This window comes from Candidatus Poriferisodalis sp., from assembly GCF_965262965.1.
Lineage (GTDB): Bacteria > Actinomycetota > Acidimicrobiia > Acidimicrobiales > Poriferisodalaceae > Poriferisodalis.
Genome location: NZ_OZ253573.1, coordinates 1,840,558 through 1,860,589, shown reverse-complemented (window position 1 = coordinate 1,860,589; position 20,032 = coordinate 1,840,558). Strand labels below are relative to the sequence as shown.

The 20,032-nt window shown below is 65.8% G+C and carries 21 protein-coding genes; 12 read left to right on the top strand and 9 right to left on the bottom strand.

The annotated features are described in order from the left end of the window. Positions 1 to 206: 206 nt before the first annotated feature. Complete coding sequence (locus tag ACQY5K_RS08890) at positions 207 to 1,433, top strand: IS110 family transposase (protein WP_428122129.1); 1,227 nt, start codon at positions 207 to 209, stop codon at positions 1,431 to 1,433. 175 nt (positions 1,434 to 1,608) lie between these two features. Here the strand turns inward: ACQY5K_RS08890 and ACQY5K_RS08885 are convergent, their stop codons facing one another. The 4 genes from ACQY5K_RS08885 to ACQY5K_RS08870 form a co-directional block, all read right to left on the bottom strand. Beyond that, positions 1,609 to 2,226, bottom strand: coding sequence for an ISL3 family transposase (locus ACQY5K_RS08885; RefSeq protein ID WP_428122126.1), 618 nt, complete (start codon positions 2,224 to 2,226; stop codon positions 1,609 to 1,611). Beyond that, positions 2,223 to 2,432, bottom strand: a complete 210-nt coding sequence (locus tag ACQY5K_RS08880) for a transposase family protein (protein ID WP_428122124.1) — start codon at positions 2,430 to 2,432, stop codon at positions 2,223 to 2,225. Before ACQY5K_RS08880 ends, ACQY5K_RS08885 begins: the two co-directional genes overlap by 4 nt. A 315-nt stretch (positions 2,433 to 2,747) precedes the next feature. Continuing rightward, positions 2,748 to 4,277 (bottom strand): ArnT family glycosyltransferase, encoded by a 1,530-nt coding sequence (locus ACQY5K_RS08875; protein ID WP_428122121.1) that lies wholly within the window; start codon positions 4,275 to 4,277, stop codon positions 2,748 to 2,750. 57 nt (positions 4,278 to 4,334) lie between these two features. Then, positions 4,335 to 5,621: a glycosyltransferase gene (locus ACQY5K_RS08870; RefSeq protein ID WP_428122118.1), complete on the bottom strand. Its 1,287-nt coding sequence runs from the start codon at positions 5,619 to 5,621 to the stop codon at positions 4,335 to 4,337. Between the two features lie 508 nt (positions 5,622 to 6,129). Between ACQY5K_RS08870 and ACQY5K_RS08865 the strand changes: the two genes are divergently transcribed. Together ACQY5K_RS08865 and ACQY5K_RS08860 are read left to right on the top strand one after the other, a co-directional pair. Next, positions 6,130 to 6,510: a hypothetical protein gene (locus tag ACQY5K_RS08865; protein ID WP_428122115.1), complete on the top strand. Its 381-nt coding sequence runs from the start codon at positions 6,130 to 6,132 to the stop codon at positions 6,508 to 6,510. Then, positions 6,492 to 6,824 carry a transposase gene (locus ACQY5K_RS08860; RefSeq protein ID WP_428122113.1) on the top strand — a complete coding sequence of 111 codons (333 nt, stop codon included), beginning with the start codon at positions 6,492 to 6,494 and terminating at the stop codon, positions 6,822 to 6,824. The genes ACQY5K_RS08865 and ACQY5K_RS08860 overlap by 19 nt, the downstream gene beginning before the upstream one ends. A 150-nt stretch (positions 6,825 to 6,974) precedes the next feature. Here ACQY5K_RS08860 and ACQY5K_RS08855 read toward each other — a convergent pair whose 3' ends face one another. Beyond that, positions 6,975 to 7,610: a hypothetical protein gene (locus tag ACQY5K_RS08855; protein WP_428122111.1), complete on the bottom strand. Its 636-nt coding sequence runs from the start codon at positions 7,608 to 7,610 to the stop codon at positions 6,975 to 6,977. A 229-nt stretch (positions 7,611 to 7,839) separates the two neighbouring features. On the opposite strand from ACQY5K_RS08855, the gene ACQY5K_RS08850 reads away from it, so the two are divergent. Continuing rightward, the gene (locus tag ACQY5K_RS08850) at positions 7,840 to 8,154 is read left to right on the top strand and encodes a hypothetical protein (protein ID WP_428122108.1); all 315 of its coding nucleotides are present in this window, start codon (positions 7,840 to 7,842) and stop codon (positions 8,152 to 8,154) included. A 40-nt stretch (positions 8,155 to 8,194) separates the two neighbouring features. Next, entirely contained in the window at positions 8,195 to 8,623 is a 429-nt protein-coding gene (locus ACQY5K_RS08845; RefSeq protein ID WP_428122106.1) for a retroviral-like aspartic protease family protein, read from the top strand. Positions 8,624 to 8,645: 22 nt separating this feature from the next. On the opposite strand, the gene ACQY5K_RS08840 is transcribed toward ACQY5K_RS08845, so the two are convergent. After that, positions 8,646 to 9,503 carry a DUF429 domain-containing protein gene (locus ACQY5K_RS08840; protein ID WP_428122104.1) on the bottom strand — a complete coding sequence of 286 codons (858 nt, stop codon included), beginning with the start codon at positions 9,501 to 9,503 and terminating at the stop codon, positions 8,646 to 8,648. Between the two features lie 85 nt (positions 9,504 to 9,588). Here ACQY5K_RS08840 and ACQY5K_RS08835 point away from each other — a divergent pair, with 85 nt between their 5' ends. The 4 genes from ACQY5K_RS08835 to ACQY5K_RS08820 all read left to right on the top strand — a co-directional run bounded on the left by ACQY5K_RS08835 (position 9,589) and on the right by ACQY5K_RS08820 (position 14,613). Continuing rightward, a complete protein-coding gene (locus tag ACQY5K_RS08835; protein WP_428122102.1) occupies positions 9,589 to 10,917 on the top strand; it encodes an MFS transporter in 1,329 nt (442 codons plus the stop codon). 155 nt (positions 10,918 to 11,072) lie between these two features. Beyond that, a complete protein-coding gene (locus ACQY5K_RS08830; RefSeq protein WP_428122100.1) occupies positions 11,073 to 12,164 on the top strand; it encodes a Zn-dependent alcohol dehydrogenase in 1,092 nt (363 codons plus the stop codon). A 43-nt stretch (positions 12,165 to 12,207) separates the two neighbouring features. Further along, on the top strand, positions 12,208 to 13,032 hold the full coding sequence (locus ACQY5K_RS08825; protein WP_428122097.1) for an SDR family NAD(P)-dependent oxidoreductase: 825 nt from the start codon (positions 12,208 to 12,210) through the stop codon (positions 13,030 to 13,032). A gap of 33 nt (positions 13,033 to 13,065) precedes the next feature. Further along, on the top strand, positions 13,066 to 14,613 hold the full coding sequence (locus tag ACQY5K_RS08820; RefSeq protein ID WP_428122095.1) for an MFS transporter: 1,548 nt from the start codon (positions 13,066 to 13,068) through the stop codon (positions 14,611 to 14,613). Here the strand turns inward: ACQY5K_RS08820 and ACQY5K_RS08815 are convergent. After that, on the bottom strand, positions 14,610 to 15,866 hold the full coding sequence (locus ACQY5K_RS08815) for a Fic family protein (RefSeq protein WP_428122092.1): 1,257 nt from the start codon (positions 15,864 to 15,866) through the stop codon (positions 14,610 to 14,612). The genes ACQY5K_RS08820 and ACQY5K_RS08815 overlap by 4 nt on opposite strands. A 152-nt stretch (positions 15,867 to 16,018) precedes the next feature. Next, positions 16,019 to 17,038 carry an alpha/beta fold hydrolase gene (locus ACQY5K_RS08810; protein WP_428122090.1) on the bottom strand — a complete coding sequence of 340 codons (1,020 nt, stop codon included), beginning with the start codon at positions 17,036 to 17,038 and terminating at the stop codon, positions 16,019 to 16,021. A 93-nt stretch (positions 17,039 to 17,131) separates the two neighbouring features. Between ACQY5K_RS08810 and ACQY5K_RS08805 the strand changes: the two genes are divergently transcribed. The 3 genes from ACQY5K_RS08805 to ACQY5K_RS08795 all read left to right on the top strand — a co-directional run bounded on the left by ACQY5K_RS08805 (position 17,132) and on the right by ACQY5K_RS08795 (position 19,034). After that, positions 17,132 to 17,413 (top strand): hypothetical protein, encoded by a 282-nt coding sequence (locus ACQY5K_RS08805; protein ID WP_428122087.1) that lies wholly within the window; start codon positions 17,132 to 17,134, stop codon positions 17,411 to 17,413. 98 nt (positions 17,414 to 17,511) lie between these two features. Then, a complete protein-coding gene (locus tag ACQY5K_RS08800) occupies positions 17,512 to 18,048 on the top strand; it encodes a hypothetical protein (RefSeq protein ID WP_428122085.1) in 537 nt (178 codons plus the stop codon). Positions 18,049 to 18,251: 203 nt separating this feature from the next. Next, a complete protein-coding gene (locus ACQY5K_RS08795) occupies positions 18,252 to 19,034 on the top strand; it encodes an enoyl-CoA hydratase/isomerase family protein (protein ID WP_428122082.1) in 783 nt (260 codons plus the stop codon). Between the two features lie 73 nt (positions 19,035 to 19,107). Here the strand turns inward: ACQY5K_RS08795 and ACQY5K_RS08790 are convergent, their stop codons facing one another. Beyond that, the gene (locus tag ACQY5K_RS08790) at positions 19,108 to 19,938 is read right to left on the bottom strand and encodes a carboxymuconolactone decarboxylase family protein (protein ID WP_428122080.1); all 831 of its coding nucleotides are present in this window, start codon (positions 19,936 to 19,938) and stop codon (positions 19,108 to 19,110) included. Between the last annotated feature and the right edge of the window lie 94 nt (positions 19,939 to 20,032).

Genomic DNA, 20,032 nt, shown 5'->3' with positions numbered 1-20,032 from the left:
TCGGGCCCGGGTCTGACCCAGGGTGTCACGGGCTTTGTGCCTTTTTCGTGATTTGTCGGCTCGGTGTCCTGGCTGCTGGCGCGCACCGGCCGGTCGGGCGGACGTGACTTGATAGGAGCCTTGGCTATGCACCGTGGCTGTGCTGTCCGCCGTCCCGGCCGGTGGTGCCTTGATCACCCGGTTAGGGAGAAAGGCAGGGGTTCATCATGGCTGATGAGGCGGTCGGCGTCTACGGGGGCGTCGACACGCACAAGGAGGTCCATGTCGCTGCGGCGGCCGACCAGGCGGGCCGGGTGCTCGCCACGGCGTCGTTCGGGGCGGACCCGGCGGGGTATCGCCGGCTCGCAGAGTGGCTGGGGTCGTTCGGCCCTGTGGTGCGCGTCGGCGTGGAGGGCACCGGCTCTTATGGGGCGGGGCTGACGCGCCACCTGGTCGGCTCGGGTGTCGAGGTGGTCGAGGTGAACCGGCCGAACCGTCAGATGCGTCGCCGCCGCGGCAAGTCCGACACCGTCGACGCCGAGGCCGCGGCACGCGCTGCGCTCAACGGCGAGGCGGCCACCGTTCCCAAGGGCGGCGACGGGATTGTGGAGTCGATCCGGGCGATCCGGGTCGTGTTGTGCTCGACGCGTGCTCATCGCACCCGCATCTCCAATCATATCCGCGATCTCATCGTCACCGCTCCCGACCGGCTGCGCAGCGCCCTGGAGCCGCTCACCACTGCGCAGCGGGTGGCTCGGTGCGCTCGGTTCCGTCCCGGCGACCCCGCCGAGCCCGCCGAGGCGGCAAAGATCGCGTTGCGCACCCTGGCCCGCCAATACCAGGCCCTCGACGCCGACCTCGACGAGCTGCGCCGCCATCTCGACAAGCTCACCAACACCGCCAACCCGGCGCTGCGAGCCGCCAAAGGCATCGGCGCCGACACGGCGTCGATCCTGCTCATCGCAGCCGGCGACAACCCCGCCCGGCTCACCACCGAAGCCGCGTTCGCGGCGCTGTGCGGCGCATCACCCGTCGAGGCGTCATCAGGCAAGACCACCCGCCACCGCCTCAACCCCGGCGGGAACCGCCAGGCCAACCACGCCCTGTGGCGCATCGCCATGGTCCGCCTCGCCACCTGCCCCCGAACACGCGCCTACGCCGCCCGCCGCCAAACAGAAGGCAAATCACGCCGAGAGATCATCCGATGCCTCAAGCGCTACATCGCCCGAGAAGTCTTCGCCCTGCTCGCCGACCCCCACCACACCAACAGCGCCGACAACCCAGGCGAGCTGCGACACCGACGACAAGCAGCAGGCCTCAGCCTCGCCCACGCCGCCGACCAGCTCAACACCTGGCCCGCAACCATCTCCATGATCGAACGCGGCAAAGCACCCCACCACCCCCTCATACCCGCCTACCGCGACTGGCTCAACACACTCCAACCCGCCGCTTGACGAACCATAGGAGCATCAGAGACTGAGCCAGGGGTGACGCACGGTGCCCCCCGTGGGCCGGTCAGTTGGTTAAGGCGGGGATGGTTCCTGCGGTGTGACGGTTGTGGGCTTCGTACTCGTTGGGTGTTCGGCAGGCCTGGTTGGTGTGGCGTCTGGTGGTGTTGTAGCGGGCGAGTCATTCGAAGATCGATCGGTGTGCTGTTGCTCGATCGGTGTAGCGGTGCCGGTCGAGTGTCTGCTCGTGCCACGCCAAGAACGTGTCGACGATGCTGCTGAACTCGGGGATGTCGCCGGTGCCGTAGATGTCAGCGAACCGGTCGAGCGCCTCGAGGGCGCCCTTGCGGTCGGTGGCGAGATAGAGGCTGTGCAGCTCGCCGAGCGCTTCCCGGGCTGCTTTGAGCCGCGGATGGGCGGCGAACAGCGCGTCGAGGCGTGCCTGTTCGGCCGCTGCGAGCTTGTCGGGTCGGCGCATCAGCAAGAACCCGGGCCTGAACACGTCGCGGTCGAACGCGGGCACTGAGCCCTCGGGGCGGCGCTGCACGTCGCGGCGCACCGCGGTGAGCCCCGCCGCGAACCATCTGATCACGTGGAACCTGTCCAGCACATGGCGGGCGCGGCCGAGCCGCTTATCGATCGCGGCCTTGTACGCCTTGGAGCCGTCGGACACCACGACCTTCACGGCTTTGCACCATCGGGGCCCTTGCGCGGCCAGAAACCCCGACAGTGCCTGGGCATCGCGGTGGGACACCATGGCGAGCACCTCGCCGGTGTCGCCGTTGACGATCACCGTCACGTAGCGGTGCCGCGACCCTCGAACGCCCGATGGTCCTCGACGAAACGGCTGCCGCACGGCACCCACACCATGCGCCGCCGATCCCGCACCAGCGCCGCCGGCCGCCCCGACACCTCCAGGTCGCGGATCTTGTTGTCCCGGCGGTCATGAACCTTCCCGCTCGGGACCCCGCAATCGGGGCATCTGGGCGACGCACCGTCGAGCACACCCGCACCACCAGCTCCTCGGCCGCGTCGACCACGACCCCCACCGCTTTGATGCGCGGCAGCCACAGCCGCACCGACACAACATCACTCGCCATCGAGACCCTCCAGGGTTCGGCGTCTCCAAACACCGACCCCAGCAGGGCCTCGACCCCTACAAACAGACCCTCAACCCGCCCTCATCCCAACAAAAGACGAAGGGCCAACAAACCCCACACTGCCACGGAGGCTCAACTCATCCCACGAACAGGCCCGTCAACAACGTCGATGGGCATTTCAACAGCGGACTGTCCAGCACGCTGGCGCGGGATGCCTTGGCTATTGCGACAATGATGCGGCACTGATGACGTGGAAGTCGCCAATTGACGCCAAGGGATCTGTGAGGGCATCGGCCGGGAAGAAGTCGGGGACTCGGCTGGCTCGCACGACCACGATGTCGGAGTCGTCGATCTCCTCGAGACGGCTCTCGTCGAGTTCCCATACGGGCGTGTCGAGGTAGTACGAGACCCATCGAGGTGCCGGAAGGCCTGGACCGGTCCAGGTCAGTTCGGCACGAGCAACCTCGGGTGATATGGCAACCTGCTCGAGCGCCTCGCCGAGGTGGGCCGGATTGGTGATGTAGCGGTCACGAGTAGAGCCGGTTGCCACGGCGAACATCGTGATGGCGAGGACTGCGCCTGCAGCGACGGTCGCAGCACCGCGCACGCAACCGGGGAGCTTCCGCCGCACGCCGTCCAACAGCGCTGCCAGACCGATCGTCACCGGAACCAACCAAGGAAAGTTCCACAGCCGGTGGATCCACGCGCCTTGCTGTACGCCGAAGGTCAGCGCTGCTGCCACGGTCAGCGTGATGGCGGTCGGCACCCGGGTGCGCCGGTCGATCGAGCCTGCGAGCAGCGCCGGTATCAGCAACAGACGCAGCCAAGGCGGCACGAGCAATTCCTCTGTGGCAAAACGCCATTGCCGCGACAGGAATTCGCCGAATGTAAACCTGATGGACTGCTCACCCGACGTCACTTGATTGCCGACGCGCACGCCGACTTGCTCACTGAGTTCTGTGAAGCCAGTGGCATACAGCATCCAAGCAGCCGTGATGGTGGCCCCGACAGCGGCACCGACCGTGAACGCGGTCAGCGCCGGAGACCAACCGTCTCTTACTCGACCCCAGGCCGCCGACAGCGGTCTCGCTGACCCACTTCTCGAGTCAGAACTGCGTTGCAAGTGACTTGCGAAGAGCCACACTGCCAACAGTCCGAGACCTGCAAGAGCGATCCACGACTGCATGGCCGCGAGCGCCGCGAGCACCCCCGTGCCGAGGAGGGCAGTCCGGGATGGTCGTTCAGACTTGAGCAGCCACGCCACTGATGCGGCAGATGCCACGAGGAGCGAAAAGCTGACCCCGAGCCGGCCGTACACGTAGAAGAAGCCGGTGCATGCCATAGCTCCGACCGCCAGCATGATCGGCCCCCACCGAAGGTCGCACGCACGCAGTAGCGAGGCCATGAACATCAAGGTCGCTGCGCCCAGCAGAAATATCGGTACCCGCAGCGCTGGAAGGTTCTCGCCGAGGAGACCCGCAGACCCGATCGAAAGAAACTCCTTCAGCGGGGGATGGTGGGCATAGGTGACGGCTTCGACGGGAGGATCGGTGCGTGGGGCGACGTCGAATTCGGGTCTCACGTACGGATCGACGCGGGCCCCCAACCGCGATTCCACCGGACCCATCTCCCAGAAATTGCGTGCGTGCAAGCCCGAGAAGGCCACGAGGCGCCCGTCGTCGCTATTGCCGAGAGGCAGGTCCAGGTCGGGCAGCCAGAGCGCGAGAACAGCCAGCGGCAAGAGGGCCATCGCCGTCCAGCCGGTCCGTAATCGAGCGAGCACTTGAGATCCCGGGGCCGATCGCTATCAGTTCACGCCAGCGAAGCAAAGGTCGCAGCCATCGCGTGACTCATGCGCTTGCTCCAAGAAGTACGAGTCGTCAGCCTCCCAGGTGTGTTCGACACCGTGTCGCACCAGGAGATATCCCGAACCGTGTGTCCGGTACACACTGCCGCCGCTAGCTGCGATGTCTCGAGTCAGTGCTTTGTCTTCGCCAACGCTCATCGCTCGCCATCCGCCGATGGTGTCGAGTGCTTCGCGTTTCACCAATACAGCGCCGCCGGCAACGCTCGAACGATCTGGGTTGATAAAGCGTTCTCCTAGGTCGACAAACCGTCGGATTGTGCGGTTTGCACCGGCCAGATAGACGTACTCGGAAACCTTGCCAACCATCGCAGCTTCTGAGTACCCAGCGGCGAGCACGAGGTCCCAAAGATGAAGTGGGCCATAGAGGTCGTCGTCGTCAAACTTTGCGATCATCTCGCCCGCCGCGACCGCAAGAGCGGTGTTCAGCACCTCGCCCAGAGAACGATCCGCTGCGACATCGATGGCTTGGGCAGGACACTGCAGACGACCCAATTGCGCTTCGGTCGAGGTGCGCTCGAACTCACTTCCGTGCAGTCCAAGCACCACTTCGACATGCGGGTACGTCTGGGCCGCGACGGAGTTGATCACGGCGGACATACGGTCGGGTCGTCGGGTGGGCACGAGCACCGACACCAGTGGGAGATGGGTCTTTCCCAAGCCGGCGGCGGCGAGCACCTGTCGGGCCCGGGCTTCTCGGGAATGGTCGCGAAGGGCGGCACGTCTCATAGAGATGCTGAGCGCCTCTCGCTCGTCGGTGTCGGCGCTCTTGATGCGGCCGGCATCTGACATCAGTCCGTACAACTCGGTGCCGAGGCAAGATTCGAGCTCGGTGCTCTCGCCCTTGACGCAGACAACGGCGCCCACAGCAGCAGCGGAAACCAGTTCGCCTGCACGCACAGCGGGATCGGCGTCGCTGTGCGTCCAATCCGGTACGTGATGGGCGCGACGCATATCCGATGTACTGCGAGCCGTGGCGGCCGCGGGCTGGCCTGATGGCTTCAGGGGCGGATCGTGGGCTCGCTTCCATCCGATCGGGTTGACCGCTGTCACGTCGAGCGCTGGCACCGCGAGCAGCGGCGCGACCGATGTCAATGTCACTGCTGCGATCCCGGGAGGCAGTGCTGCCGAATGCTCCGGCGTGTCCGCGAGAACGATGGAGATTTCACGGTGCGGACCGACGACGTCATGCGAACCAACCGCGAAAACGGCATCCGAACGCGGTCCCATGGTGCCGATCCCAACGCCGACAACATCGCCGTATTCAGGCCGGATCTGGGCTTTGGAACGGTTGGTCGGTCCCTGAGCGGGGCGCTGCGCGGATCGGGGGGGGGTCTTCGGCGCTGCGGAGCCATGAGTGCTTGTCCGCGAAGCCGTTCTTGTCCGCAGCAACCGCGCTACCTTGGCCAGCCGGATCTTCACAGCGGGATTCTCGCGCAGTGCGTCCGGCAGCGATGCGACCGTTAGCCCTGTAGCGGCCCTCGGGCCACATGCACACGGCGCTCCATCCTGACTGGAGCTGCGGGCCGAGCGCTGTTCATGCCAGTGCTCGCGATGCCGGCGCCCTTCCCGATTGTGTGGATCCTCGTCGTTCTGAATCAGCGCATAGCGGGCCCGGGTACACCCTCGCGAGCCCCTTTAGACGGCCCTTCGTGTCTTGTTGGGATGAGGGTCCGCTCGTAAGGGTCGAGGCCCTGGGGGGATCGGTGTTTGCGACGCCGAACCCTGGAGGGCCTCGATGAAGCGTGATGTTATGTCGGTGCGGCTGTGGCTGCCGCGTGTCGAAGTGCTGGGGGTGGTGGTCGACGCGCCTGAGCGGCTGGTGGCCGACGCGCGTCAGATGACGGTCAACGCGGCGGCGCGCCGCCACCAGGTGGGCTGGAAGCTGGTCAACGCTTTGGTGGTGGCCTGGGCGCGTCTGGTCGCCGACCATCGTCGGCGCCAAAGGTGTCGGGTGCTGTTGGTGGAGGGGACCTCGATCCGCAAGCGGCACCGGTATGTGACGGTGCTCGTCAACGGCGACACCGGCGAGGTGCTCGCCATGGTGCCCCACCGCGACACTCAGGCTCTGAGCGGCTTTCTGGCTGCCCAGGGGCATAGATGGTGCCGCACGGCGTGAAGGTCGTGGTGTCCGACGGCTCCAAGGCGTACAAGGCAGCCATAGAGGTGCGGCTCGGCCACGCCCGCCATGTGCTGGACCGGTTCCACGTCATCGCATGGTTCCAAGCCGGCCTGACCGCTGTGCGCCGCGACGTGCAGCGTCGCCCCGAAGGCTCCAAACCGGCATTCGATCCCGAAGTGTTCCGGTCCAGGTTCTTGCTCATGCGTCGGTCCGACAAGCTCGACGCGGCCGAGCAGTCCCGGCTCGACGCGCTGTTCGTTGCCCACCCGCGGCATCCTCGTAACATGAACAGCACCGATGCTGGCAGGTAATCCCCCAAAAACGCGAAGGCTCGAATTGAGTCCCGGCGCTTCACAGCAAGCGCACCGCCTGCGACCTCGCCGGAATGATCGACGCCGCGACTCGGTGACAGCCTGCAATCCCACCGCAAGCGCGCCCAGTACGTCTCCCAACGCCTCCGATCAGGTGCCGCACAGCTTCGCCACCCCTGGGCAGCCACTGCCGGCCCGTGTCGGGACTGGGTCACGTTCACACGACGATCGTGAGTGGGTAGCCGGCGTCGTCGATCGGGACGTGACCATAGGCAGCGCCGAGCTGGGCTGCGTTGCCGGGTTGTCTGCGGTGCCATCTACCAAGACCGTGGTTGCGGTGACGGTGTCGCCGTCGAGTTCGGTCACAAGGGTGACCTGTCGGCGTTCGAGCAGCTGATCCCACAGCTCCTCGGGAAGCGTGTCGGCCGGTACCGCCAGGATGCGCACGACGTTTCCCGTCGCGACGCCGACCACCTGGCTCTCAACGGCGTTGAGCTCGATCTCGACGACTCGTCCGCTGGTCGGCTTCGCTGCTGCCAGCTCCATGAGGCGACTGTCGATGGCTCTGCCCAGGAGCGTGCCGAGCTTGCCGCCCGCGGGCGTCATGCCGACGGCATCCGCCGGGTCGAATCGCGGCGTGAGAGCCGCATCCAGGTTCCAGGCCACATCAACCCGGGTCCCCCGCGCAGGCAGGCCGTGACGCTCACCGCGATGCCGTACACGGCGCAAACGTACTTGGCCCCTCAGCCGGACTGCCGACTCGCGTTGGGACTCGGTCGCACGCACACGACGATGGTCAGCGGATAGCCAGCACCGTCGCGGTCTGAGCCAAGCGCCCGCTGGTTGGCGTCAAGCTGAATCTGCGAAGCCGACGAGCCGGTGTAGTGCCGGTCTGCGAGACACCAATGACATTGTCGCTGAATTCTTGGCTGCGGGCCGGATTCTTGGCACGTCAGGTTGAGGCGAGCACGCAAAATGTAGATGACTGCCCAGACAAATATGCGAGGATGAATACGTGGTTTCCGTGCCGGAGGGTCGTCCTTTGCAGCTCCACCTCGGCGGGATGTCGCCGGGCCCTGTGCTGGATTCGATACTGGTGCGGCTCGAACGCCGATTCGACCGGCTGCGCGCCAAACTCGTTGTCGGACATGCGGGCCAGTGGGCGCTCTTGCTTGACCGGGGTTCTCGCTTGGTGCCAGAACTCCAGGTCTTTGACGACCAGTGGGACGCGATTGACGCGGGCTATCTCGATCCTGAGGGTCGACGATTCTGCGTGAAGCGAATCGTGGAAGCCGACGAGCCGGTCGTCGTTCGGCCGGCAGGTATCTGATATCGATTCGAGCGCGAGTCCGACGCTGATCGAGGCGGACGTGACGGCGAGTGGGGCGCGCATCGGATACGAGCTCACGGTGACACCCTCGAGTCGCCAAGCGCACCAGTTTGATGGTCGGCACTTGCCACCGCGGGTACGCGGTGCCGGCCTCATTGACACCGGCACTGTCATGTCCGTTATCAGCGATGCGACCGCCGATGCGCTCTCGCTCGAGATCATCCACTCGGTGGAGCTACATACCGCGCTCAGTTCGACTATGGCACCTTGCTACGCCGTCGAGTTCCAGTTCGTCGGAAACTCAGGTGCCCGCACGCGGCCGTTGCGTCTCGTCGTGGCCCGGGCGCCGAACTTGCGCGAGGACATGCTGATTGGACTTGATGTGCTCCGGCGATGCCGAGCCGATTGGGATGGTCCCGCAGGAACTCTCCGCCTCTGGCCTGTGGACGGCCCTCGCGCGCCGGATTGAGTGCTCCGAGCTGGCCTTGTAGTCACACGACGATGCCCAAGGGAAAGCCGGCGCCGTCGGTCTGGACGCGCCCATCGTTCGATCCGAGATGGGTTGCGCGGCCGGCCGCGACTCGGCGGGCGGTCCATGCTGCGGCGGCGGCGTCGAGCAGGTCGTCGAGGGTTGGGTGCGGCGGACCAACCAGCGGTTCGAGCACGGCCGACTCGGTGATGCGGGCATAGCACAGGCTGAGCAGGGTCAAGCGCTCAGCGATGCCCGCTTGATAGCGCTTCGGGTGGTGCAAGGGCTCGGAAGCGGTCGCTTGCTCGCCGTCGGAGATCGGGTTGTCTGACTGACCGGGCGACTTCGCCATGCGCAACGTGGCGGCCATCACAGCGAAGCTGAGTTCGGGATGGACCTCGGCGGCGCACGGCACCGCACCCACTGCGAAATCGGCTGGTGAGAGCGCGGCGCGGACCTCACGGATCTTGGGCAACAGGTTGTAGGCCTGCTTCGACAGGCCCATGCCGAGATGCTTGCGGGCAGCACGGTTGGCCTCGCTGTAGTCGCTCGCGTCGAGCGCAGCCGCAGGCGGCGACCAGAACAGCGACGACCGCCGCTGGCCGAGCAGGGCACGGGCCTCGACATCAGCTGATCGTGGCGCACCCTCTGGCAGCCCGATCGGCATGTCGATGCCGACGGCTGCCAACGACCGTCGGCGCGCTTGCGCCCAGAGTTTGGTGAACGACGTCCACAATGAGAACTCGACTTCGGCGCCGTCGTTTGCGCCCGTTATCGCCATGACCCAACCGCCAGCGGCGCCGTCCACGCCACCGACGCGCCCAGTGCCGGCTTCGATGCCGCCGCCTGCCATCTCGCTCGCCCGCTGCCTCTCGCTCATCTGATCGGTTCGCAGTCAACCGCGGCGACAGGCATCGATGCACATCGGAGCCGTAGGCTGCGCGCTAATGCGCGGGGGCGGGGCTGTGAGAGACGCGCCGCGCCCGGGGCCGGAGGTGCGCAGCGGCGGGGCCTTCGCCGCCAGGGGTTTTGCGCCCCTGTGGTTCAGCGGGCTGTGCTGGCACTGGGGCCGCTGGGCCATCGCATTCCTGTCGAGCTACCACGTCAACCAGATCACCGACTCGCCCCGCATGGTGCAGCTCACCGGCGCCGTCATGTGGGCGCCATTGCTGTTCGGCGGTGCCATCGGCGGCGTGATTTCAGATCGATTCGATCGACGGCGAACGGTGCGGCTCCAAACGGCGCTGCTGGTTCCGTTCGTTGCGGTGATCGGGTTCGCCGAACGAGCAGGTCAGCTGGGCATCTGGCTGCTGTACCCGTTCCTGCTCTTCGCCGGCATCGGCTGGGTGGTCGACATGACCAGCCGTCGCGCTCTCGTGCTCGACATTGTGGGCCCGCACCGGCTGCACAAGGCGATGGCGTGGGAGACGATGGCGCTTGCCTCGGGCGTTGCCGCGGGTCAGCTGCTGGGCGGCGCCGTCGCCGACAGCGCCGGCGTCGGTGCGGCCTTCTTGGGAGTGGCCGCAATGCTCGGCGTGGGTCTGTTCCTGCTCATGTGGGTGCCGCGGGTGGCCCCGGCGCAGTCCGGCGTGGCAGCAATAGACCGATGGTCTGACGCGCTGCGGGACCGCATCTTCGAGGTCGTGCCGCTCAGCGGGACATTCCGTCGTCCGGAGCCCGCTCGAAACTCGACCATCGCGGAGTTGCGTGCGGGCATGCGTCTCGCCCGCACCAACCGCGGCCTGCTCAGCATCCTCGGCGTCACGGTGATGGCGAACTTCTTCATGTTCGCCTACTTCCCCGCGGTTCAGCTCATCGGCGACGAGGTCGACGCCACCGCATTTCAGATCGGAATCATCGGTTCGATGACCGGATTCGGCATGATCACCGGGTCGCTCGTCACCGCCAAGTGGGGCAGCGGCCGCTGGGGACTCACCTACACGTTCGGCGTCTTCGCAGCCATGGCGATGCTCATCGTGTGGGCCTTGTCGCCGAATGTCCTCATCGCCGCGATCACCCTGTATGTGGCCAGCTGCGGCAGCGGGCTGTTCGCCGCGACACAGTCCACGCTGGTGCTGACCACGGTGTCCCCCGAGATGAGAGGCCGAGCCATGGGCCTGCTCAGCATGGCGATAGGGGCGCTGCCGGTGGGCACCTATGTGCTCGGTGAGGTGGCCCAGCAGCTCGGCGCCCGTGCGGCCGTGGTCCTCATGGCCTGCTTGGGACTTGTCGGCATGACGCTGTGGCTGATGATCCGTCCTGAGGTAATTCGGCGCACCGGCCCGACGCCCTGAGGGCCGAAACAACAGCCTCGCGGCCGACTGACTCGGCGTCTGGCAGCCGACGCAGCACCGCCGGGCTGAGCTTTCATGCGGTTGCCTGCGGATGACTACGCTGCGGCGTGGCCGTGTCGCGCCGCAGATGTGCGCGACGGGAGGGGAGCCAGACCATGAAGGCAGCAGTGCTGAATGAGATCCCGGGGGAACTCGAGATCGAGGACATCACGGTGGATGCACCCGGTCCCAATGAGGTCCTGATGCAGGTAGTGCACGCGGGCCTGTGCCATAGCGACTTGCACTTCATGGATGCGCACTGGCCTTATCAGCTGCCCGCCGTCATGGGCCACGAGAGCGCCGGCGTCGTCCAAGCGGTCGGCGAGAACGTGTCCTACGTCCAGCCCGGCGACCACGTCATCTCCTGCCTGTCGGTGTTCTGCGGCCACTGCGAGCGCTGCCTGACGGGACGCCCCAACATTTGCCAGAACCATGCAGCAGTGGCTCGAAACGAAGGCGACAAGCCGCGGCTGTCGAAGTCGGACGGAACCGAGGTCGCGCAGTTCGCCCGGCTTGGCGGGTTCGCCGAGGAGATGCTGGTGCACCAGAACGCCGTGGTGAAGATCCGCGAGGACATGCCGCTCGACCGAGCATCGCTTATCGGCTGCGGCGTCACCACCGGCCTTGGCGCCGTGTTCAAGACTGCTCGCATCGAGCCTGGCGCAACCGTGGCTGTCTTCGGCGCCGGCGGCATCGGCCTGTCGGCCGTGCAGGGTGCCCGCATTGCTGGCGCCGGACGCGTCATCTCGGTCGACGTCGAGAACGCAAAGCTTGAGACTGCTCGCTCCTTGGGCGCCACTGACACGGTCAATGGCGCCGAGGTCGACGCTGTGCAGGCGATCCATGAGCTCACCGGCGGGGGTGTGGACTACGCCTTCGAGTGCATCGGGCTCAAGAAGACCTGCGAGCAGGCGTGGTCGGCGTCGCGCCACGGCGGCACCACCGTCATCGTCGGCATGATGCCGTTCGGCGAGAAGATCGAGATCACCGGCTATGAGGTGTTCATGATGGAGAAGCGTCTCCAGGGCTCGATGATGGGCTCGAACGCCTTCCGGGTTGACATGCCGCGCTACGTCGACATGTACCTCGACGGACGGCTCATGCTCGACGAGATGATCTCGGCGCACATTCCGCTCGAAGACATCAACGTGGGCTACGACCAGATGCGTCAGCGCGTCGGTACGCGCACCGTCATCGACTTCGACTAACAAGACAACAAGCAGGCAATTCAACAGATTTAGGCGAGGGGTCATGCAGGTCGAAGGCAAGGTTGCTGTTGTCACAGGTGCTGCCAGCGGCATGGGTCGCGCGATGGCCGACACGTTCGCCGCTGCGGGCATGAAAGTCGTGCTGGCCGATATCGAAGAGGCACCGCTGTCCAACGCGGTCGAGACAATCGCGTCCACCGGCGCGGAGGCGATCGGTGTGCGCACCGATGTGTCCAAGCTCGACCAGATCCAGGCGCTGGCCGACGCCGCCGTCGAGCGGTTCGGCACGGTCAACGTGCTGTGCAACAACGCCGGCGTCGGCATACCCGGGCCCGTCGGGGACATGTCGCTGGAGGACTGGCGCTGGACCCTCGACATCGACTTGTGGGGTCCGATCTACGGCACGCACGTGTTCCTGCCGATCATCGAGGCCGCGGGCGAAGGTCACATCAATTCGACTTCCTCGATGGCGGGGCTGTACTCAGGTGCGTCGCTGGCCGCCTACAACGTCGCCAAGCACGGCGTTGTGGCGCTGATGGCCAGCCTCGAACGCGACCTGCGCCTGCGCAACTCGGCGGTGCATGCATCGGTGCTGTGTCCCGGTCCGATCAACACGAACATCGTGTACAGCCAGCGCAATCGCGACCCTGCCGACGCCGAGCACCACGTCCGCACCGAGCAGGGCGACAAGTTCTGGGAAATGATGATCGGGTTCCTCGCAGAAGGCATGCATCCGGCCGAGGTCGGTCCGATGGTGCTCGATGCAGTGCGCACGGAACGCTTCTGGGTGCTGACGCACCCTGATATGGGCAAGATCGCTCGCTATCAGATCGAAGCGATGCTCGACGACGGTCATCTCACTCGTTGAGTCAATTCCTACCGGCTCGCGTTTACTGATCCTGTGAGACCCGGCGGAACGATCCCGCGCGCCCCGGCGCGCGTCGCGGCGGCACTGCCGTCTGTCTTCGCGGTCGTCCCCCAGATCCTCGACGCTGGCGAGCGACCGTTGCCAGCAGCTGTCGCTCCGCCGTTGGTGCGCTCAGGCGATCGGCCACCGGTCGTCGATGCACCCGAATCGGACAGCTACCAGTGGCGGCTGCTGGTCGTGATCGGTGTTGCGGTGCTGGGTTTCGGCTCGCTGATGACGCTCGTCAACGCGGCATTGGTGCCGATCGCCGACGAGTTCGGCACCACCGTGCCCAACGCCGGCTGGGTCATGACGGGCCTCATGCTGGCGATGGCGGTGTCCACGCCGGCGGGCGGGAAGCTCGCTGACATCTACGGGCATCGCCGCATGTTCATGATCGGCATGGCAGGCATGACCGCCATGATGATCGCCAACTACTGGGTCTGGAACCTCGGCTCCTTTGTCGCCGTGCGGGTCGTGTTCGGCCTGTGCGGCGGCCTGCTCATGCCCGCAGCGATGGCGCTGCTGATGCACGCGTTCGGTCCCGGGCGCCGTGCTCAGGCGGTGGGTTGGTTCCAGTTCGCCATGACCGGCGCGCCGTCCATCGGTGTGGTCGCCGGCGGACCGCTGCTGGACGTCGTCGGCTGGCGGGCGATCTTCCTGCTGTTCGGCCTCATCGGGCTGGCCGGCACCTTGCTTGCCGCATTCGTCGTGAAGCCGATCCCGAAGGGTCAACGAGTGTCGATCGATGTGCTCGGAGCGCTGCTGCTGGCGGCCGGGACGCTGCTCGTTCTGCTGGCCATCACGCGAGTGCCGACGCTGACGCGCACAGGCGCACCGGTGCTGTCGGATCAGACGCTCATGCTGATGCTGGGCGGGGCGATAGCGGCGTTCGTCGTGTTCGTGCTGTGGGAGCTGCGCGCCGCATTTCCGCTGCTCGATGTCCGCTTGTTCCGCCGACCCAACTTCTCCATGCCGCTGATCTCTGCGGGGTGCAACCAGTTCGCCTACATGGGCGCGTTCGTGATCGTGCCCATCGTGCTGCAGGAGCGCTATCTGTACTCCGTCGGGGTTGCTGCCTTGCTGATGGTGCCGCGGCCTGGCGCATTTGCGCTCGCATCGCCGTTTGGCGGCACGCTGGTGACCAAGATCGGCGCACGCTTCCCGATGATCTTTGCGTCGACGGCCATGATCGGCTCGATGCTGGCCTTCGCCGCCGGCAGCAATCCCGGCGACTGGGGGCTCACGCTGATCATGGTCGGGCTCGTGCTGTCGGGCGTGTCAGCTGGCTTCGGCTCGCCGGCCTATCAGATGCTGGTGGCCAACTCCGTGGACGATAAGGACATCGGCATCGCCAACGGCATGAACCAGACCGTCATGTGGATCGGCATCATCTTCGGCATCCAGTCGATGCTTGCGTTCTCGGGTGCAGACCCGACGCTGGGGCGCACCCAAGCCACCTTCATCTTCGGAGCCGTCGTCGCGGCGTTCGGTTTTGTGACGCCGATGTTCGCCTCCCGCCGCGTCACGCGACTGGCCTAGCGAATCCCACCCCGCTCGAGCAATTGCCAACGCTCGTCGAGCAGCCTGTGCCGGTTGTCGACGAGTTCCAGAATGCGCGGAACCTCGAACACTCGCAGACCCGTGTGCGGATCCTGTGACTCGCTGATCGCTCCCGCATCGACGAGTTGGCTCAGCGCCCGGCTGACTGATCGTCTTGGCCTCTCGGTCCGGGCGACCAGAAAGTCGATGCTTGCCGCAGGCATCGTGGCCATGGCTTCGATGATTCGGCTCGCCGCGGAATGGGTGCGCAATCCCAATTCGCCCCACTGCTGGGAGATCTCATCGGTGACGGCGGCTGCAGTTTCGGCAAAGTCGCAGGCGACGATGATCGCATCAGCCATGTACCCGATGGCATCGCCGGCCACCTCTGAGCGGGCATCGTCGTTCCCGTCGCCGATGAAGGTCTGGTACCGACGAAGGCTCGCGTAGTACGCCTGCCGCCGCACGTCGATGGCGGCCGAGACTGGCACCGCCACAACACCTTGGAGGTCCCTCCGCAGCGGCAGGTGGATCAGTGCCCGCCCAACTCGGCCATTGCCGTCGGCGAAGGGATGGATCGTCTCGAATTGCAGGTGGGTGACGGCGGCTTTCGCAAGTGGATGCATCCACTGCAGAGCCGACACGAACACTGCGAGATCGTCGGTCAGTGGCGCCACCGTCTCGGGCGGCGGTGGTATGAAGTGCGCGCCCGCCGGCGTGGGTTGCCGCGGGTCACCCACCCAGTTCTGCTCGTTGCGGAGCCCGCCACTGTCCGACGCTTGGGACGTGTCGGCAAATAGCCGGCGGTGCAGCTCGCAGATGTCCGCAGTCGTCACCTGGTCAGTCCGCCGATCGCCGAGATCGAGGGCGTACGCATTCAGGCGGGCGCCGCCGAGCGCTTGGCGGTCTTCTTCCGGATCAGGCGCTCGCTTTCGCGCCGTGGCCGTGCGAGCGTTGCCGGCCCGCATCGACTCGAGCAGGCTGAGAGAACGCAGCGTTGTCACGATGCCCTCGACACTGCTCGATGCGATGCCCTCTGCGCGATTCAGGCACCACATCAGCGCGGGCGATGCTGACACTCCGCGATGGAGCCGGTCGAGGCGTTCGGCAGCCGCGCCGACCCGTTCGGATGCTTCGGAGCTCGGGCGCAGTCGCCAGCCTTCGAGGGGATGGGGAACATAGGCAGCGAAGTCCACCGAGAGCTGGGAGGTTCCGCGCCAATAGCTGAAAACCCGCTCGACGGTGTACCCCATGAGCTTGCAATCTACTGAAGTGGATGGCGCATGCGGTCATTTCGACAGTGAAAGTGACCGTATTTTGAAGTTGGCAGTCAGTTTGGTAGAGAAAATGACCAGTTTGGCGCGCCTGCGGTCACTTTCTCGAAACGATGTCTGACCGGAGCGAGCTAGAGCGCGGCGAGGAAGTCGAGCAACTCGGCGTTGAGTTCGTCGGCGGCTTCCTGCTGGACCCAGTGGCCGATGCCGTCGAGGATTACTGACTTGTGCAGGTTGGGCAAGGTTTCGGCGAACTTGGCGATCGATCCTGCGCCCCAGACCGTCGGTCCGTCAACCTCGCCCCCGACGAACAGGCTCGGCTGGGTGATGGGCGCGCCATCGAATGCAGCCATGTCCTCCCAGTCGCGGTCGACATTGCGGTAGCGGTTGAGTCCACCCGACATGCCGGTGCGCGTGAACTCAGAGGCGTAGTAGTCGAAGTCGGCCTCGGACATCCAGTGCGGCCAGGTGCCGGGTTCGGGCCAGATGAAGCGGTCCGACAGCTTGCCGCCGGGCGCCACCGTGAAGCGTCCGCCCGACGAGTCCGCTGACGCCACGCGTGCCCGAACACCGTCGCCCGAGGCGGCGTAGTACATGCCCAGCAGCCAGTGGGGCAGGTCGACTTCCATTTCGGCTTCGGCGCGGCCGGGCTCCTGGAAGTACTCGATGTAGAACTCTTCGTCGCCGCCCATCATCCGGAACGCAGCGCTGGGCTTGAAGTCGCTGCGGGCGTTATAGGGCACGCTGACCAGCCCGAGGGCGGTGAAGATGTCGGGTCGCAGCAGCGCCGAGCTCCAAGCGATGGGCGCCCCCCAGTCATGTCCCACGATGACGGCGGAATCCTCGCCCAGCGCCCGCACGACACCGACGTTGTCGGCGACGTGACGCAGCATGCGGTAGTCCTCCACGGCCGTCGGCGCTGACGACCGGCCGTAGCCGCGCACGTCGATCGCGACGGCCCGATATCCCGCCGCGGCCACTGCCGGCAGCTGGAGACGCCACGAGTACCACGACTCCGGAAAGCCGTGGACGAAGAGCACCATCGGCCCCTCACCCATCTCGGCCACATGAATCCGCGTCCCCAACGCATCCACGCCGTGATGCTTCACACCAGACAGATCAGGGTTGGCCGTGCCATTGCTCTCGCTCATGGGCGACAGTCTGGCCGCCGTTCGGAGTCTCCGCCTCGCCTCACGCTCCAAGAGGCAGTGACCTACTGGCATACGTGGCCGAATGGGTACGTATTGAGTGAGAAGGACGGCCAACGCGATCTGCTTGCAGCGATCTGCGCCCGCTTCCACGCAGGCGAGGGGGTCGCGGGCCGCTGCTTCCGCATGACGAACACGTATTTGTTCGTTGGCGACTACAAGTACTGGCTGATGACCGACTTCCGCAAGATCGATCCGCACGCCGACGAGGACGCCGCGACCGACGCCCTCGCCTTCATCCTCAACAAGTCGGAGGCGTGCCGAGCGGCTACGTCAAGCACCTGGCCTCCGACGGGCCAGCGATGCTGCTCTTCGTAGCTCCTGAGGTCCGCAGCGAAACGCTCTGGAGCAAGATCGAACGACAGTTTGACGAAGCAAAGTGCCCGCGGCTTGAACAGGCCCGCAACGTTGGTTCGATGAAGGCTGCCAACGTGGACGGCACTGAGAATGTCGTCGCGTTGATGACCTGGGGCACGCTGCTTGACCGTCTGGAGCTCGCTGATTCGTCGATGGTCCACAACGTTCGGCAACTGAAGGTCTTGGCACACGCACAAGACGATGTTGCTTTTGCACCGTTGCATGCCGAGGACTTCAGCGCAACGATTCCCCGGCGGATTCTGGAATTCAACCGGATCGTCGATGACGTGGTCTGGGGGCAGAGTTGGATGGTGAACGAGGGGCTTAAAGCTGCGCCGCAATACGACGGGTTCTTGCGGTTCTTCAGATTCTGCTCGCAAGACGGCAACCGGACGACGAGCGATCATGCACTGTGTGTCAGTTGCGAACGGTGGGCGAAGTCGGGCATCACGCCGCTGTGGCTGCGCTTCTGGCACAACCGGCAGCAGGACATCGATGCCATCAGACATCACAGCGGGGTCGAGCACTTTTGGAGTCCTGGCAACCATATGTGGATACCGCTGCGCTTGAGGGTCAGTCCATGGAGGAGCACTTAAGGGGCGAGCTGGCACGGCTCGCTGCCACGCCATCGGTGGCAACTCTGATCGAAGAGATTCGGCGCCGCAAGGAAGCTGCCGGTACTCGGGTGACAGCAGCGGAAATCCTTGCTGTACGCGACTCAGACCGGCGGTGAGCGTCGTCGTCCATGCTTCAAGGGTCCTCGCTATGCCGGCTCCGTGGGTCGGCAAGGATGGGCGGCATGAGTTTGTTGTCGTTTGATCTGCCGTCGTTGGAGACCATCGAGCTGGAGCCTGACGGGGAGACGCTGCGGGTTTGGCTGAATCGGCCCGAGTCGCGCAATGCGCACAACCAGCTGATGATCCGTGAGGTTGGCGACCTGTTCGGGGCTCTGAACGGGCAGACGCAGTATCGGGTTGCGGTGCTCGCAGGCCGGGGCAAGTCGTTCTGCGCTGGGGCGGACCGCAAGGAGCTGCCGCCCGTGCCTGGCAATGACCGGGAGGCTCGCTACATCAACCAGATGGGACGGCGAGCGGCCCGCGCGATTGAGGACTGCGAGGTCGTCACGATCGCCCGCGTGCACGGCCACGCCATCGGCGGGGGGTGCTGCTTCGCCACCAGCTGCGATTTCCGGGTGACCTCAGCCGATGCGCTCTGGTATGTGCCCGAGGTAGAGCTCGGCGTTCCGTTGCCGTGGGGTGCCACGCCGCGGCTCGTGTCGGAGATCGGTATGTCGCGGGCGCGCCAATTCGTCATGACCAGCGAGCGCATCGACGGCAGCAAGGCTGCCGAGTGGGGCCTCGCGCACGAGGTCTGCGATGACGAATCAGGACTCGACGAGGCCGTTGATCGCTGGGTGGACCGGTTGCTGGAACTGCCGGCGCTTTCGGTGCAGATGACGAAGTACCAGATGCGGGGCTACAGCCAGTTGGCGCGCCTCGGAGATCTGTCCGAGTTCGACGGCGACGCTTCAGCCCGCGCGATCCGGACCGACGACGCGCAGGCCCGATTCGGCACGTTCTGACATCGGCCCGACTCGGGCGACGGGTGCTGGTCTCGTCGCGGCGTCAGTCGTGATTGTCGATCTCGTTGCAGCGTCAGCTGCGAGCATCAACCTTCGCGAACGCAGCTTTCATCGCGTGAGTGCCTTCGACGGCGCGGGGGATGCCGCCGTAGATGGTCAGCTGCACCATGATCTCTTCGATCTCGGTGCGGGTCAGCCCATGGTTCAGCCCGGCGGGCACATGGAAGGCCAACTCGTCGGTGCGGCTCAGCGCCGTCAGGATCGAGATGACCACGATGCTGCGGTCACGGCGTGACAGTTCTTCGCGCGACCACACATCGCCGAACGCCCAGTGATACGCGATGCGACCCACCTCGCCCAGATGCTCGACGAGCCGCCCCATGTCGGAGGCGGGATCAGTCGAGGCGCGGCCAGCGGTGAGCGTCTGGCGGACTTCGACGGCCCGCCGTTCCCGCTCGTCGTCGTCGAGTTCGGCACCGCCGATTCGCTCGGGCAGCCGGTCCACGCCGTCCAGCTGGCGGAAGCGATCATCGACCACACGGGACGCCGCCATCGCCATCGGGAATCCGGCATACGCGGCCACCTGCAGCAGGATCTCCTCGATCTCAGTACGGGTCAGGCCGTGATTCAGCCCGACTTCGGTGTGCAGCGAGAGTTCCTCGCTGGAGCCGATGGTGGCGAGGACGGTGATCACGATGAGGCTGCGATCGCGGCGCGACAGCTGCGGCCGCGCCCACACGTCGCCCATAACGACGTCGAAGGCGAACGTCCCGAGGGCACCGAGGCGCCGTTCCATCGAACGCTGCGCTCGCTCGGCATCCACCTCGCCGTTCGTGAAGCGCTCGAACACCTCCAACGCGGCAGCGCGCCGTTCGGCGTGCGTTCGTACTGCTGTGTCAGCCATGATCGTCCCTCTCAGTCGGACTTCTCGCGGAATTGCGCCCGCCATCTTCGCCGCAACCGAAGGGGTCGTGCCGCGCCGCGATCGCGCCATGCCG

What these genes read in the sequence shown, in the direction of transcription:
- ACQY5K_RS08890 (WP_428122129.1), top strand. Translation starts at nt 207, where the DNA reads ATGGCTGATGAGGCGGTCGGCGTCTACGGGGGCGTCGACACGCACAAG.
- ACQY5K_RS08875 (WP_428122121.1), bottom strand. Translation starts at nt 4,277, where the DNA reads ATGGCCCTCTTGCCGCTGGCTGTTCTCGCGCTCTGGCTGCCCGACCTG.
- ACQY5K_RS08870 (WP_428122118.1), bottom strand. Translation starts at nt 5,621, where the DNA reads ATGGGACCGCGTTCGGATGCCGTTTTCGCGGTTGGTTCGCATGACGTC.
- ACQY5K_RS08865 (WP_428122115.1), top strand. Translation starts at nt 6,130, where the DNA reads ATGAAGCGTGATGTTATGTCGGTGCGGCTGTGGCTGCCGCGTGTCGAA.
- ACQY5K_RS08860 (WP_428122113.1), top strand. Translation starts at nt 6,492, where the DNA reads ATGGTGCCGCACGGCGTGAAGGTCGTGGTGTCCGACGGCTCCAAGGCG.
- ACQY5K_RS08840 (WP_428122104.1), bottom strand. Translation starts at nt 9,503, where the DNA reads ATGAGCGAGAGGCAGCGGGCGAGCGAGATGGCAGGCGGCGGCATCGAA.
- ACQY5K_RS08830 (WP_428122100.1), top strand. Translation starts at nt 11,073, where the DNA reads ATGAAGGCAGCAGTGCTGAATGAGATCCCGGGGGAACTCGAGATCGAG.
- ACQY5K_RS08825 (WP_428122097.1), top strand. Translation starts at nt 12,208, where the DNA reads ATGCAGGTCGAAGGCAAGGTTGCTGTTGTCACAGGTGCTGCCAGCGGC.
- ACQY5K_RS08815 (WP_428122092.1), bottom strand. Translation starts at nt 15,866, where the DNA reads ATGGGGTACACCGTCGAGCGGGTTTTCAGCTATTGGCGCGGAACCTCC.
- ACQY5K_RS08810 (WP_428122090.1), bottom strand. Translation starts at nt 17,038, where the DNA reads ATGAGCGAGAGCAATGGCACGGCCAACCCTGATCTGTCTGGTGTGAAG.
- ACQY5K_RS08800 (WP_428122085.1), top strand. Translation starts at nt 17,512, where the DNA reads ATGAAGGCTGCCAACGTGGACGGCACTGAGAATGTCGTCGCGTTGATG.
- ACQY5K_RS08795 (WP_428122082.1), top strand. Translation starts at nt 18,252, where the DNA reads ATGAGTTTGTTGTCGTTTGATCTGCCGTCGTTGGAGACCATCGAGCTG.
- ACQY5K_RS08790 (WP_428122080.1), bottom strand. Translation starts at nt 19,938, where the DNA reads ATGGCTGACACAGCAGTACGAACGCACGCCGAACGGCGCGCTGCCGCG.